The sequence below is a fragment of the Pseudoalteromonas sp. Of7M-16 genome (assembly GCF_022347805.1).
Taxonomy (GTDB): domain Bacteria; phylum Pseudomonadota; class Gammaproteobacteria; order Enterobacterales; family Alteromonadaceae; genus Pseudoalteromonas; species Pseudoalteromonas luteoviolacea_F.
In genome coordinates this window covers 93,774-109,148 of the sequence record NZ_JAKRFY010000013.1, presented here as the reverse complement: position 1 = coordinate 109,148, position 15,375 = coordinate 93,774, and the positions used below count along the sequence as shown (strand labels likewise).

Genomic DNA, 15,375 nt, shown 5'->3' with positions numbered 1-15,375 from the left:
AAAAGGTTGATTTAACATAAAAACGTAGCTGCTACTTTTTCGGCAGCTCACCTTTATTATCCCCGCCTATTTGTACGGCGTTATTAATATTGTTACCCGATATGCTCTGGTTAACGGATTTTTGCGGCTCACTGCGCCCTGATTTTTTGAAAATAGCGACAAGTACCCCGATAATGCTCACCAACAGAGACAAGGTGCCAATTTGTTCACCGATACTAAGTGAAGTAAACCATTCAATCATAATGATTACTCCTTTGTATTCTCTAGTCCTGCAAGCCATCTAGAAACTTGCGCTATTTGGAGCTGTGCACCCACTTGCTCGAACAATGCTAAGGCCTTTTCCCAATACGCTTTTGCTTGCTTGAGGTCGTCCTGTTGTTCATATATAGCCCCCATATTTGCATACTGAATGGCCAAGCCTTCTTTGCGCCCTAGGTATTCATTGATTTCAAGGCTCTTTTGATAATGCTCAAGCGCCTTATCCAGCCTGCCTTGTATTTGGTAAACATTACCCATATTGCCATAATCTTTGGCCATACCTTCTTTGTTACCTAGAGATTCATCGATTTCGAGGCTCTTTTGGTAATATTCAAGCGCTTTATCCAGCTCGCCTTTTAGGCAATAAACGTTCCCAATATTACCATACTGAATGGCCAAGCCTTCTTTGCGCCCTAGGTATTCATTGATTTCAAGGCTCTTTTGGTAATATTCAAATGCCTTATATAGCTTGTCTTGTATTTGGTATACATTCCCAATATTCCCATACTGGCTCGCCATACCTTCTTTGCGACCTAGAGACTCTTCAATTTCAAGGCTCTTTTGGTGATATTCAAGCGCCTTATCTAGCTCGCCTTGTGTTTTGTAAACAATCCCAATATTCCCATACTGGCTCGCCATACCTTCTTTGTTACCTAGAGATTCATCGATTTCGAGGCTCTTTTGGTAATATTCAAGCGCCTTATCCAGCTTGCCTTGTGTATCGTAAACAACCCCCATATTGCCATACGATACAGATTTTCCTTCACTGTTACCTGCCTTTTCAGCCAAGCTTAAAACATGTTGATAAGCTTGCAATGCGCAGCCTAACTCACCAATGCGATTATACATATGCCCAGCCCTAGTCCAAGCATTTCTATGCTCAGGGTTTAATTGCGTTGCCCTGACAAAATCATCTAGTGTCTGTTGAGACTCATGAAGATAAGTTAACGAACCGCGTTGATAATAATACTCGGCCTGTTTGAGAATGGTGTCTTCGTTAGCATCAATCAGCTTTGAGAGTAGCGTTCGTGCTTCATCAACATCGCCACTATCTATGATTGCTTGTAATGCGGCATCAACATCCTTTGCGGGTAATTCATTATTTTGTTTGCTTTCACTCAAATTCAAGATGATTTCTTCATGAGTTTTTCGCTGCTGCTCGTATTCAGAAATTTCAATGCGTTTTTTATCTAGTTCTACTTTTAATACTTCATTCAATGCTTCTAGCGCTTTTATAGCCTTGCTATCAGACAAGACAATATCACCTGAATTATTTCCTGCAATTTGAACCACAGTTGAGTTATCAGCGCGTGCTGTTTGGAATACGCCGCTTAATTTTTTGAATAGAGATACTATCAACGTTATATCCTTGTATTGCTTCACAATACAACTCTACTCAACTGGATACTAAAATCAATGTAAACATGAAAGATTTAATGCAGAAATGAAATGGTAAACGGGAGAAGGTTTAACTCACTTTGGGATGTCTAAAAACAAATGTATTTTTATCCAAACTCGAAACGCGCGTTACACTGGATACTAAAATCAATGCAAACATGAAAGATTTAATGCAGAAAGGTTTTAACTTACTTTGGAATGTCTAAAAGCAAATGTATTTTTATCCAAATACGAAACGCGCGTTACAGCCATACTGTCAGAGAGGACAATATTGTCTGAATTATCTCCGGCAATTTGAACCAGAGTTGAGCCATCTGTTTGTATTGTGTTCATCAACGCTATATCCTTGTATTGCTTCACAATACAACTCTACTCAACTGGATGCTAAAAGCAATGTAAACATGAAAGATTTAATGCAGATATGAAATGGTAACCGAGGAAAGGTTTTAACTTACTTTGGGATGCTTATAAAACGAATGTATTTTCATCCAAATTCAAAAGGCGCGTTACACCAAGTGGTAATGATATCGTTCAGTACAGAACGGCTAAATTAGTTGAGCCCATTCATTAGGCTGGATTAAGTGAAAAACATACGGCATTACTAATATTGTCACCTGATATACTCTGGTTAACAGATTTTTGCGGTTCACTGCGCCCTGACTTTTTGAATATAGCGACAAGCACTCCAACAATTGTCACCAATAGCGTCAATGCACCAATTTGCTCTCCTGTATCTAGTGAGGTAAACCATTCCATCATAGTTCTTACTCCTGTGCGCGCTCTAGTTCTGCAAGCAAGCTAGATACTTGCTCTATTTGAGGCTTTGCGCCCACTTGCTCGAATAATACCAAGGCATTTTCCCAGTGCGCTTTTGCTTGATTGAGGTCGCCCTTTTGTACATATAGGTTCCCTATATTTCCATGTTGGCTGGCCATACCTTCCTTATGACCTAGACATTCATGGATTTCAAGGCCCTTTTGAAAATACTCTAGTGCCTTATCCAGTTGGCCTTTATGTTTGTAAACAATTCCCAAATTACAATACTGGGTAGCTATATTTTCTTTGTTACCTAACGACTCATTGATTTCTATGCTCTTTTGGTAATATTCACGGGCCTTGTCTAGCTCGCCTTGTGTTTGATAAACAATCCCCATATTACCATACTGATTTGCTATACCTTCTCTACGACCTAAAGACTCATCGATTTCAAGGCCCTTTTGATAATATTCAAATGCCCTATCTAAATCGCCTATTATCCGATAAATATTACCTATATTTCCATACTGGTTAGCCATACCTTCTTTACGACCTAGAAATTCATCGATTTCGAGGCTCTTTTGACAATATTCAAGTGCCTTATCCAGCTCGCCGATTATTCGATAAATATCACCTATATTGCCATAGCTACTAGCGATACCTTCTTTATGTCCTAGAGATTCATCGATTTCAAGACTCTTTTGGTAATATTCGAGTGCCTTTCCTAGTTCGCCCTGTGTTTTATAAATTATTCCCATATTGCCATAGTTCATGGCTATCACTTCTTTGCGGCCAAGATCTTTTTCTATATGTAAGCTCTTTTTGTAATATTCAAGTGCCTTATCTAGTTCGCCTGTTATTCGATGAATATTACCTATATTCCCATAGTCACTGGCCATACCTTCTTTATGACCTAGTAATTCATGGATCTCTAGGCCTTTTTGGTAAAATTCAAGTGCCTTATCTAGCTCGCCTTTTGTTTTATAAATAATCCCCATATTGCCAAATGATCCGGCTTTCCATTCATTATCGCCTGCTTTTTCAGCCAAGCTTAGAACATGTTGATAAGCTTGCAATGCACCGTCTAATTCACCAATTCTGGCATAAATATGGCCAGCCATAGTCCAGGCTCTTATATGCTCAGGGTTTAACTGCGTCGCCCTGACAAAATCCTTTAGTGTTTGTTTAGACTCATGAAGATAAGTTAACGAACCGCGCTGATAATAATACTCGGCCTGTTTAAGAATGATGTCTTCGTTATCATTAATCAGCTGTGAGAGTAGTGCTCGTGCTTTATCAACATCGCCACTATCTATGATTGCTTGTAATGCTGCATCAACATCCTTCGCGGGCAATTCGTTATTTTGTTTGCTTTGGCTTAAATTTGATATTATTTCTAGATAAGTTTGAAGCTGTTGCTTGTATTCAGAAATTTCAATGTGTTTTTTATCTAATTCAGCTTTTAAAGCGTCGAATGCTTTTTTTGCTATTGGATCATTAACGACAATATCACCCGAATTATCCCCTGCAATTTGGATCACAGTTGAGCTATCAGTGCTTGCTGTTTGGAATACACCGCTTAATTTTTTGAATAGAGATGCTATCAACGTTATGTCCTTGTATTGCGTAACAATACAACTCTACTTAACTGGATACTAAAATCAATGTAAACATGAAAGATTTTATGCAGAAGTGAAAGGTAAACGGGAAAAGGTTTGAACTGGTTTTTGGATTTCTAAAAGTAAATGTATTTTATCCAAGTTCGAAACGCGGATTACGAGTGTTCCAATAACCGACTATCAAAACTTCAAATCAACTGGTATTGAAATCGCTCATTACGGAACGGCTAAAATAGTTGAGCCATTAGGTTGGATAAAAAGTTTAGCTCAAATTTAAACTTACAGTCATCGCTGGAAATACAGCCTAACTGTCAGTTCAAGTATGAGCTAGTAAATCTTAGCTCTTAGCTTTAGCTTTTTCTTTGTTTGAAAAAATGTACACACAATCAGAGAAGATCCCCTTCATGTCCTTGAATGATTGAGCTATCTTCTCATCTAATGCCATTCTTACATAATAAGCCAATGCGTTCTGATCCATGGTGATCGTTGTTCCTTTCATATTGTAATCATACTTGTTTGTAACAGCGTCGCGAACCTTGGATATATTTAAAGTGGTGTAGGCATATTGATTTACATCGTCATAGTCTTTCAATACGTCTTGCCACTTTATAGATGAAGCGTACATGGATAAGTCATTAACCTGGTAAATATCTAAAGATTTAGTAAACAGCGGCCTGATTTGTGTTACGCCCTCAGGTGTAACATAAGGTGCGATATTACTCTCAATAATCTCTTCTGTAGTTTTGGATTTAGCATAAAATTGACATTGTTCAATAATCCCATCATCAAAAACTTTGGTCACTAAGTTTTCTACGGACTCGGCTAAATCGGCTACTTGAGAAGCATGTTGGCTACTTTGTGTTGTGGGCAGTGTCGTTACTGAGTTTTCTATCGATAAGCTTGAGCTGTGTTTAAGGTTGTTATAAACATTGAGCCATTCAGCTGCATCCTTTTTTGCTATGTCTAAGCTGGTCTTTGCCAATATTTTCTGATCATGAGCTTCCTTGTATTTTTTACAGCTTTCTTCAAGCGAACTGTCTGGGCTTTCACATTTTTCGTTAGCATCGGTTATTGCTTGTTCACGTTTGCTATTATCAGGCGGCGTATTGTTCCCAGGGTCGCCCAATCCACCCGACTTGATAGCTTCAAAAAAATTAACTTCTGACTCGTCGTAGTTTTCTTGTTTGTCAGCCAATTCACTATTAGCCTTATCAAGATAAACTTTCGCTTCAAAGAGTTTACTGCTGGCTTGTGCTCTAGCGGTTGATGATATCGACAATTGGGAGGGCTGAGTAGCTTGGGTCAATTGCTCTATTGCCACTAAAACGACCATACTTCGCTGGTATTTCTCCAGCATGTCTTTATAGTCTTCTTTCGTAATACCGCCAGAAATAAATGCCTCACAATTGCGATACATTGCATCGCGCAGCAATTGAATTGCTTGCGTACGAATACCAATAGCTGCACTATTTTCTCCCGTGGCTAACTTCAATGCGGCGGTTAATTGTTCAGCTTTATCAGCCGATGCTTCTATTGCAGCGCTATAGGTCGAAAATGTATCTGGGCTTGGCTCTGCACAGACGCTAAATAGGTGCTCCTCAATTGCATTACCATTGCTGCTATTAGTCTTAGGGCTGTTGCTTCGATTAGTGATTAAGAAACGCTGTTTGGCATCAACACTAATAACTTTTCCTTTATCATTGAGTGGTGTCGTTCTATGGATTGAGTTGATATGAGCACATCCTGACATTACTAACATTAGCGGTAGGATTGCGTAAATCTTCATATAAGTTCCTGCTTCATTAATGTTCCTATTACTAGAGTGTTATATTGGTAGTTTGAAAAATCAATAGTTAACAGCTTTCATTGGTAAGTTTGAATCGTCTTCCGTGCCTTAATCTTTTAGCTGTAGTGTTTACAAATCAACAATACCAATATTTATTTTATTGTAGCTAGGTGGCCTAGGCGGAGTTGTTGATTGGTGTTAACTATACCGCCGCAATTGTCACTCCACCAGCAGTAGCTTATATGCTTGTCATTCAATTACGTTGGAAAAACGCTTTTCTAAATGACTTTAGCTCGGTGTCATAATGGGTTTGCCACTGCTGCGCTGACAAATGCGCATATTCCGAACCTTTGAGCATTTGTAACTGTGCTTTCTTTTCACTGAGTGCTTGTCGGTAGCTGAGTACGGTCTCTTGTTGGTTAAGGATTTGCTGTTGGCGAACTAAAACTGCTTGCGCTTGTTCATGGTCGAAGTAACGCCGAGCAAGCTGACTACGTAGGTGTGATAGCTCATTTGGCGTCATGCTCGTGCCTAAAATCTCAATTGCGATGCTATATTGTTCTTGTGCATCTGACGAGACTTTGCCTTGTTGGCTCAAGATATCAAGTTGCTCAATAAATTCATCGGGTGTCATTTCCTGACTTAAGTCGGTTAATTCGGCAAGCGTTGCTCTGGTGTTGTAAAAAGCAAATTCTTCATGAAATAGCTCAGTGGCTAGGTCACCCCAAACTTGAGTGTAGATACGCTTGATCCTGCTGACCTTTTCAACTGTGGTGGTGTTAAAGTCTTCACTTGCAGTCAATTGATCAAATTCTTGTTTTTTGGCTGGGTATTCAGCAACTAAAAGGTATCTATGCGAGCTTGCGTGAGTATGGAGTTCGGCAAGTAGTGCGTCACATTCTGATTGTCGCAAGCAGTTTTGCCAAAATGACTCTATTAGTGGTTTCAACTCATTTAAATTAGTCTGGGCTAATTTATTGAGTAGCTCCTCGCTGCTATTTTCGTCGTACGCAGGTGGTAATTTTTTGGGTGTTTCAGATAGTGGGTTGGGTTCTTGGTCCTTGGTATTTTGAATCGCCTGTATGTTGTGGGCATTGTGCTCTGTTGTCTCATGTACTTCGTTTTGATAAATAGCGCCAGTGGCAGCTGCAAGGACGGCAAGACTCAAGAAAATGTTTGTTTTGTTCACTGTGTCACCTTGGTTAAAAATCTCGGCTTCTCATTCTAATAGTTAGGCACAACTGTCATTATGCAAAAAATGCTGGGGTTAACCTTTAGGGTTTTACCTTTTCGTTTCAATTGTGTTGGAGCGAGCTTTTTAATAAGCCCACTCCAATAAGCTAAGTTACTTGATCACTGCTTTTACTGGGAAGTGATCAGACAGATCCCAATGCTCCCAAATACTCTGATCAGTGCTGCGAGGCACTTTGACTTCATTCACATTGCTTTGAGTTGCTTTGTATTCGTCACTGACAACAATGTAATCGAGATACTCAACCGTATCGCCCGCTTTTTTTGCAAATGAATTTACACGAGGATCAAAAGTTGAGCTGGTATAGCCAGCGTATTGAGGAGCGGATGCAGCTAAATTTGCGAGCATATTGGTATAGTCTCCAGGGAACTTAAGTTTATTGACGTTAAAGTCGCCTCCATAAACAACAGTTTCATTGCTTGGAATATTTAAACTCGTTGCCAAACTGCGTATTTGTTTAAACTGTAATTGTCGGTGTTGACGCGCTGTATCTGTATCACTCGACGCAGTATGAGTCGCAAACAGATGGTACGCTTCGCCGTCTTTTATGATTTCTGCGTAATTAACGCCTTTATCAGCAAAACAATCTGTACTAGAGCAGTCAGGGAAAACATATTGCGCTTGGTTGACGATTGGATAACGGCTGACAATGATCACCCCTCCGTCGTAAATATTGACGCCAGACTTATCTAACATTTTGGTTTGGTATGGATACTCAGTGGCGATTTCGCGCAGGAAAGATTCTCGTTGTGAATGAAAGACTTCTTGAAGTAGCAATGCATCGTACCCTTTTAGATAATCAGGGATTAAAGTCATGCGATCGGAAATATGGGACGCAATCACAGGGAGCGCCCAAATGTTGTATGTCATGACTTTAAGTTGCTCTGGTGCTGGGTTGGCAGTTTCGTCTTGGTTTGATGGTGTAATGGAATAATAAAAGTCGTCATATCTGGCCGTTGCTTTGGCCTTAAAAGCGACTTCTGCCGGTAATGATGATACGCCTAGGTTTGATTGATATCTGTGGATGTTTCTATCGCTAAAATTGCCGGAGCTAAAATCTTGTCCATGTGCACTGTGCGTGATCGTGGAGCCGTACCAAGTGCCCTTCATATTTTGTTGCAAGTTGATAACCTCGCCTGATTGCGTTGTCACCTTTGTTTTAAATTGGTAATTGTGACCAGACTTAGCGCCATAATAGCGATTAAAGCTTAAAACCATACGGGTTTCATAAGGGTTTAACTGCGTTGTGTGTTGAGACCATTCATCTCCATACTCCATTAAATCGGAGCCAGTATGTTCGACCGAGATATTTAAAACTTGGTCGCTATTGTTCGTTACATAGATGTCACTGTCGGCAAGTACCGACGTGGAAAGCATTGCTGCTACAAGACATAATGATTGAAATTTCATATATTTTTCTTTTTAGTGGTTAAAGTTGCGAAGAATTATTCACAAACAATATTTCAATATCATGTCTTTTCTGTGAATTGGTATAGACCAGCTTGTATTTGGGATTAAAATTTACGGGTATGTTGGGTTTACTTGTATAGTTATGATTTATTTGAATTATTTTTATCTACTGACAGGTTTAACTAACTTTAAAATATAAAGCTTTTTCTGCCATGAGTTTTTGTATGAACTCGAAAAGGTTTTATACCTCAAAAGTGAGCCTTACGAGGGGGCGAGGACTACCTATTTTGAATCAAGGTTTTACTTCTTTTCGTCCAATTTATATCTGTACTTTTCAATGATAGATTGCGTAACTGTGTATTCGCTCGGTGGCAAAAAATTCAAATGGGCGGCGACAAAAGGCTCTGTCTTGTATATTTTGCGCATAGCTTTATTAATTGTTTTTATTAGCGCCTGACTGCTAGGTGTTTTATTACACATGACGTGGCCGAGGATAATAGTCGGCGTCCCTGCTATTTTATACGTACGATACCTTGCCCCATCATTTTTAACATGGCGAAATACCTCTGCCGGGTATCCAAGTAGATAGTCGACTCGCTGTAAGCGGAACATTCTGTATATGGTTTCGTATTGTTCACTGCCACTTCGTATGACTTTGTTACTGCTATCGACTTGCTTTAATTGGTCATCTAAAAAAGGCCCGTAAGACATATTGTCAGACAGTGCGATCAACTTACTGCTGTATACTTTGAACAAGGTTTGCAATGAGCGTATTTCACCATTTGAGTTGAGCACTGCATTTGTCAGTTTTCTTGCCGATTCATGCTGATATAACCTCCGGCTGAGGTAAAAGTTTACCGGCAAACTAAATAAAAAAGAGGCTTCGCGTTCAGCCGTTTTGATGCGATTAATGGTGCAAATCGCGCGGGTCTTAGACTGCATCTCTCGCAGTGCTCTGTTGTAACTCGATAGCACGAATTCTATTGAATCATTGCCTAATGCATCAAATAGCAACTTATTTGTTGCCCCGGCAATGTTTGAAGGTGCAGTTAATGAAGTAAATACTTTAAGTTCATCTTCCTCATCAAGGTATATGCGGGCTTTATTGGCCAAGCATTCATTTGTCCACATAAAAAAAGGTAGCATACATGCCCAAGCCCATCTCTTGGCGAGTCTCATTTTCCCACTCCTTTTCTCAGTGAAAGCCGCAAGTGCTTTCGTTCAATTACAAAGGCGTAAGATAGATACCAATCATTAGTTTAGTTAACGTATCGACAATTTAAAAGGCGGCAGTTTGGTTACTGGGTTAAGGTATTTTGGTGTACTAAACGAAAATGCTACGCTGAATTACAAGATCCGAATATTTGGTCCGCACAGATTACTTAGCGAAAAGGATTAGCCAATTCCCCTTTTTCTTCTCGCTATTCAAGTGGTTGATTCGCAGTGTTCCTTGTTTAGAGCTGCTGAGCATGTTTTCAGTGCTCAGCTGATATTGACAAGGTTAGTGCCATACAGAGACTGGGAACGACAACCTCATAAATGTACGGGAGATTAAATCAAGTTTAACGCCAAAGTCGATTATTTCTTCGCAAGTCCAACCGTCCGGGTGCAACCAGTTCTCCTCTTCCAAAGCACATAATATTGCTAAATCCTGGTCTATATACCCTAATGGTGCTGCGGCTAACCCCCACAGCATCACTAGTTTGCCCTCTGTCTCATGGTTTCGCGGGTTGTTAGACTCGAGTGTGCGAAAGTACTTTTTGGTTTCCATTAAAGCTTTTGATACTTCAACCAATATCGCGTCTCTAATGTAGTGATTATCCATCGGAATTGCATATAACTTGACTGCCACCTCATTGAGTTTTTCGATAAGTTCGTTATGAGACTGACTATGATGTCTTTCAAAAAGCTCGATGTAAGCATCTTGTGCGGTTGTGGTCGCTTTAAGAGCCATATCCCTACTCCCAGTTTAGTTGGCATACTTGTGAATAATCGTGATTTACACCCTTATGTTTAGCAACAAGGCTAGTAAAGTTACAAATAAAACTATTAAATTATTTCGAGCAATTTGCGAGAAAGATGTAGGCAATTGAAATTACGACAGTAGTTTTTTGGGGACTCATTTAAGATACGAGCACCCCTGTGTAAGTCTGGTCTCAATCCAGTTCGATGGGGTTGGTTGTAGGAAAACGAATGCCAACATTTAATGTTTATAGATATGCAATACACTCTCTTTGCATTTTATCTGTCCAGCATCAAGTAGTATGTCTACTAACTGCGCGCTGTTTACTTCCCCGTAAGGCGTCTCATGCTGATGACTGACACTAAACGCAGCAAGCTTGAAGCAGTTCAAAAGTGAAAATTATATGGGGAGCTGTATTCGTAGCTATGCTGTCTATGGTTTGATTTGTGCTTTAACGTGTAGCTAAGTGTATTTACGACTTTTAAAGATTCTACTGTTCGTAAAACATGCCCTTGTGCGCTAGCCAAGATTTAGCGTCACCTAAGTTTAGAAAGATTTGTGTATCAACATTAGGCATTGCTTCGTGGATCATTTCAACTAAGGCTTGCTGATATGAAGCGCCACAAACAACAGCTTCGTACTGCTGATTTTGCTCATTACTCCACTGGCTATAGCGTTTTATATGCGCCCAAGCCTCTGGGACCAATAGTTCAAATTGTGTTAAGTTGACTAAACACGCCCATGGTTTGCCAGCAAGTAGGTGAACATTTTTTTGGTACTCATCGCTCCAACGCAAAGCGGTCTCAAGATTCCAAGCACCCATGGCGTCAACAACAATGGTTTGCCCTTTAATGTACATCTCAAAGTTACCATGTTCACGCATGCAGTCCTCCCAAGTGATATCAAAACACTGACATGAGCGTCATTTTGGAGCTTATGCCAGTGTTAGTGAAAATGCAAAGAAGGCGCTGTGTAAATTGCTTAGTTGAGGTGAGTTCAGTTGTGAGTTTTAGTTACCACTGAACACAAATTTTACCAAAATGTGAGCCTGATACTTGATATCGAAACGCATCGGCAAGAGAGTCGTAATCGAAGACTTTGTCTATTACAGGTCTCACATTATTGGCTTCGAGTGCTTTTACATAATCTTGTTGTTGGCTTCGACTCCCCACCAGCAGACCTTGTAGTCGTGCCTGTTTAAACATCAATTGTGCAGTTGGCAGATTGCCTTCAAAGCCAGTTAATACGCCTATTAGGTAGATATTTCCGCCAACAGCAACGGATTCAACAGATTGGGCAAGTGTGCCCGGTCCACCTACCTCAATTATGTGTTCTGCGCCCTTCCCATCTGTGATAGCTAATACATCTTCAGCCCATAGCGGGTTAGTTTTATAATTAATGATGTGATCTGCACCTAGTGCTTTTGCACTTTGCAGCTTTTCGTCAGAGGAGGAAGTGACAATCACCTTAGCGCCAAACATTTTACCGATTTGCAGTGCTGCTAAAGATACACCGCCAGTTCCCAAAGTAACGATTGTTTCACCGGCTTTTAAGTTACCGTCGCTCACCAGTGCGCGCCATGCAGTTAAGCCTGCGGTGGTTATCGTTGAAGCTTCAAGGTGAGACCACCCCATAGGAGCGAGCGTAAATGCAGAGGCTTCCCTCGTTACATACTCAGCAGCCATACCGTCTACTCCATCACCTGGCGTCTTAGCAAAATCTCCAACTGCGTGGGTTGGGCTTCCCGAAAGCCATTGTGGGAAGAATGTCGAAACGACATGATCGCCCTCTTTAAATTCAGTAACACCTTGGCCGACTTCAACAACCACACCCGCACCATCTGAAAGCAGCACTCGCTCTTGATCGAGTGGTAATTTTCCGTCTGCAACTAAGTAATCATGATAGTTCAGAGAGCTTGCCAGTATCTGTACTTTGATCTCTCCTTTTGCCGGAGCTGGAGATTCTGTATCTTTAGATACATATATGTTTTCCAATCCACCCGCTTTTTTTACCTTTATTGACTGCATTTATTTGTACTCCGAACATTTAACTTAGTTGCTTTAAGTGGTTTATGAATTGGCAAGCCTGAACTTAGACCAACCAAAGTAAGGCCATTTTAATAAAACAAAATAACTAGAAAAATATTGTGCTTATTGTAATATTAACAAGTAAATAATTGTGAGTTGATGTGGTAAATGACTGAATTGGATAAGCTGGATGTCAAGCAAATGCGCTTGCTTCTTTTGCTACTCGAAAAGCAAAGTATTAGCAGAGTAGCCGAATCTTTGAATGTCAGCCAACAAGCTGTGAGTATTCAACTTAAGTCTCTAAGAGCAATTTTTAACAATCAACTTTTTGTGCGTCATGGTAGAGGTATTGCGCCCACGCCTAAGGCATTGTCGTTAGGTAAAATGCTTGAGGGGGTTTTAAACGTATTGGAAGGCGCGGTTCTTACTGATGACTTTGATCCAAAAGAAGTTGAGAGGACAATCGTGATTTCGTCCACTGATTACGCACAGCAAGTTGTGACTACGGCGTTGTTTTGCCATTTCAGGAAAATAGCGCCAAATATCAAACTCATTATTAAAGACCTAGAAATTGAAACTCTAACCGAGTCGTTGACAAAGGGCACAGTCGATTTTGCAATCACTATACCTGAGTTTTTGGACCCAAATATCCCGTATAAACGCCTCTACAATGAAAGCTATCAACTCGTGACCAGTGCAAGGAGTGCATTGAGTGAGCGTATCAACATTCAAGAGCTTAATAACTTGAATCACTTAATTGTGTCTCCTGCCCGTGCAAATCTAAGAGGTTCCTCCAGCGAATGGTTTAAAAAGTATCAGGTTGAGCGGAATATTGTCGCATCGATTCCATCATTTAAAATTATGAGTGAATATGTGTACCAATCTGATGTAGTAGCATTTATTCCAAAAAGAATGTTGCCGGATCCAAAGCTTAAAGAAATAGAATTACCAGACTACCCACCTGGTTTCAATGTAGTGCTTGCTTGGCACCAAAAAACAGCAAATGATCCTTTTTATAAATGGGTTGTAGAACAAATCGCCGTGATTTGCAGCAAGCTAGATTAAGAGTTTAGGTCAAGCCTATTACTGTTTTATTCGTCCAGCAGATACCTACTTATTTCTAGGAATATATGGTCCCCGTATTTTCTTAGGTCACCTTTAGCCCGCACTTATTAAAAGTTAATCAAACTGAGCGTATTGTCTGAGACATACATGCCCTGAGGCCCATGGTGATCCAACGTACAAAACTGTCCATGTGTAAGTCTCTAGAAAGGTTCAAAGGTTATGTTTAGGTAAAACATAGTATGAAACGGGCACTTACTTAGGAAACTAAATATGTGTGAACTTTGAATTATCTGTTCTGGCGGTGGTGGAATGATTAGTTTTTATATATTGATTCTTATAATGTCTTTTACAACCTTATCAATATTATATGTATATAAGTTTAGGGGCCAAGCAAGGTTTGTTAGTTTTGTTGAATATTTGCGTAAGGGCTGGCCGATATTTGCTCCATTAAATGTGCTTTTATATCTCTCTACAAAACGAGGCGCGAGAAGTGCTTTTGTTGACCCAAGTCAGTTTAAAGGGTTAGCAGAATTACAAGATAATTGGCAAGAAATAAGTAAAGAAGTGAATAAATTATATCACTTAGGCTACTTTGAAAAGACGACTAGCAAAGACAATTTAAGCTTTTATGATGTCGGGTTTAGGACATTTTATAAATACGGTTGGAGTAAATTCTATTGCACTTGGTATGGTACAACCCTAAATTCAGCTAAAGATTTATGCCCAAATACAATAAAGCTGCTAGAGCAAATTCCAAGTGTCAATGGGGCAATGTTTACAATTTTACCAGCCGGGTCAAAGTTAACCCGTCATCTCGACCCAATTGCTTGCTCGTTTAGGTATCATTTGGCACTAGACACGCCAAATAGCCCAGACTGCTTTATTAATGTCGACGGAAAAAAGCAAGTATGGCGAAATGGTGAAGCATTTATTTTCGATGAAACCTACCTACATTTTGTCGAAAATAATACTGACAAACCTCGACTAATTTTAATGTGTGATATCGAGCGACCATTGGGCTTGTTTGGCAGAGTGTTTAATCGACTATACAAAAAGCTAGTGAGAATGATGTTAGTGCCCAACTTGCCAGGCGATCAAGCAGGTGCAGTCAATGGTTTGTTTAGTAAAATTGCGCCTATTTTAAACAGTGCAAAGCGGTTAAAACAGACCAATAAAAAAATATACTACCCTATAAAATGGGCATTTAATACTTTGCTCATAGTTATCTTAATGGCGCTTATTTATGCCTCTTTGACTTTGCTAGAAACGGTATTTTAGATTTTGAGCCTAGCCAAATAGCATATAACATGTGTTGTTTGGCTTTGACACTAGCGTGCCTTTTACAAGACTGTGTGTCGGCTGTAGTGTTGGTCGATCAAATGGATGGCGAAATAAGAGAAGGTAAACCCCGTTAGGATGTGGTTACAGATTCCGCAGCAAGTCGCGTACGGCTTGTAATGAAGGAAGCTCTAACAACTGTGCTAGGTGTTACTCCATTGGTGTGGGATGTATTCTTTTCGTCTATGGCGGTGGTAATTGCCTTTGGATTAACCTTTGCTACTGTACTTACTTAAGTATTGCTACCAGTGATATATGCTGTGTTTATTAATACTCAATCTCACGAGATGTCTAACACCAACAAAACAATTAAACACTCATAAAAGAAGTATGTTGTCTAAAACGAGCAACACTTTATCAATTATTGGAAGCACCTTTAATACAAAATAATGCGAATTAAGAAGTAGTCAACACTACTTTCTTGCATTCAATGGTTGGTATTTAATTGGTCAATTGATGTTTTATAGTTTTACCGTAAAGAGGAGCAAAAGCAGTTATCTTTT

14 protein-coding genes are annotated in these 15,375 nt (G+C 39.9%); 2 read left to right on the top strand and 12 right to left on the bottom strand.

Annotated features, from left to right (window positions below):
* Nucleotides 1-31: 31 nt before the first annotated feature.
* The 12 genes from MHN81_RS14670 to MHN81_RS14615 form a co-directional block, all read right to left on the bottom strand.
* Nucleotides 32-241: a hypothetical protein gene (locus tag MHN81_RS14670; RefSeq protein WP_239426066.1), complete on the bottom strand. Its 210-nt coding sequence runs from the start codon at nt 239-241 to the stop codon at nt 32-34.
* A 5-nt stretch (nt 242-246) separates the two neighbouring features.
* On the bottom strand, nt 247-1,617 hold the full coding sequence (locus MHN81_RS14665; protein ID WP_239426065.1) for a tetratricopeptide repeat protein: 1,371 nt from the start codon (nt 1,615-1,617) through the stop codon (nt 247-249).
* A gap of 222 nt (nt 1,618-1,839) precedes the next feature.
* Nucleotides 1,840-1,989 (bottom strand): hypothetical protein, encoded by a 150-nt coding sequence (locus MHN81_RS14660; RefSeq protein ID WP_239426064.1) that lies wholly within the window; start codon nt 1,987-1,989, stop codon nt 1,840-1,842.
* Between the two features lie 234 nt (nt 1,990-2,223).
* The gene (locus tag MHN81_RS14655; RefSeq protein ID WP_239426063.1) at nt 2,224-2,415 is read right to left on the bottom strand and encodes a hypothetical protein; all 192 of its coding nucleotides are present in this window, start codon (nt 2,413-2,415) and stop codon (nt 2,224-2,226) included.
* Nucleotides 2,416-2,420: 5 nt separating this feature from the next.
* Nucleotides 2,421-4,019 carry a tetratricopeptide repeat protein gene (locus MHN81_RS14650; protein WP_239426062.1) on the bottom strand — a complete coding sequence of 533 codons (1,599 nt, stop codon included), beginning with the start codon at nt 4,017-4,019 and terminating at the stop codon, nt 2,421-2,423.
* Between the two features lie 349 nt (nt 4,020-4,368).
* Nucleotides 4,369-5,817, bottom strand: a complete 1,449-nt coding sequence (locus MHN81_RS14645; protein ID WP_023399128.1) for a hypothetical protein — start codon at nt 5,815-5,817, stop codon at nt 4,369-4,371.
* A 253-nt stretch (nt 5,818-6,070) separates the two neighbouring features.
* Complete coding sequence (locus MHN81_RS14640; RefSeq protein ID WP_239426061.1) at nt 6,071-7,006, bottom strand: hypothetical protein; 936 nt, start codon at nt 7,004-7,006, stop codon at nt 6,071-6,073.
* Nucleotides 7,007-7,162: 156 nt separating this feature from the next.
* Complete coding sequence (locus MHN81_RS14635) at nt 7,163-8,479, bottom strand: sphingomyelin phosphodiesterase (protein WP_239426060.1); 1,317 nt, start codon at nt 8,477-8,479, stop codon at nt 7,163-7,165.
* A 300-nt stretch (nt 8,480-8,779) separates the two neighbouring features.
* Nucleotides 8,780-9,658: a hypothetical protein gene (locus tag MHN81_RS14630; protein WP_023399131.1), complete on the bottom strand. Its 879-nt coding sequence runs from the start codon at nt 9,656-9,658 to the stop codon at nt 8,780-8,782.
* Nucleotides 9,659-9,980: 322 nt separating this feature from the next.
* Complete coding sequence (locus MHN81_RS14625) at nt 9,981-10,433, bottom strand: hypothetical protein (protein WP_239426059.1); 453 nt, start codon at nt 10,431-10,433, stop codon at nt 9,981-9,983.
* A gap of 499 nt (nt 10,434-10,932) precedes the next feature.
* Nucleotides 10,933-11,325, bottom strand: coding sequence for a hypothetical protein (locus MHN81_RS14620; protein ID WP_239426058.1), 393 nt, complete (start codon nt 11,323-11,325; stop codon nt 10,933-10,935).
* Nucleotides 11,326-11,455: 130 nt separating this feature from the next.
* A complete protein-coding gene (locus MHN81_RS14615; RefSeq protein WP_239426057.1) occupies nt 11,456-12,469 on the bottom strand; it encodes an NAD(P)-dependent alcohol dehydrogenase in 1,014 nt (337 codons plus the stop codon).
* Between the two features lie 168 nt (nt 12,470-12,637).
* Between MHN81_RS14615 and MHN81_RS14610 the strand changes: the two genes are divergently transcribed.
* Both MHN81_RS14610 and MHN81_RS14605 read left to right on the top strand, forming a co-directional pair.
* Nucleotides 12,638-13,534: a LysR family transcriptional regulator gene (locus MHN81_RS14610; protein ID WP_023399135.1), complete on the top strand. Its 897-nt coding sequence runs from the start codon at nt 12,638-12,640 to the stop codon at nt 13,532-13,534.
* Between the two features lie 339 nt (nt 13,535-13,873).
* Nucleotides 13,874-14,812 carry an aspartyl/asparaginyl beta-hydroxylase domain-containing protein gene (locus tag MHN81_RS14605; protein WP_239426056.1) on the top strand — a complete coding sequence of 313 codons (939 nt, stop codon included), beginning with the start codon at nt 13,874-13,876 and terminating at the stop codon, nt 14,810-14,812.
* Nucleotides 14,813-15,375 lie beyond the last annotated feature (563 nt).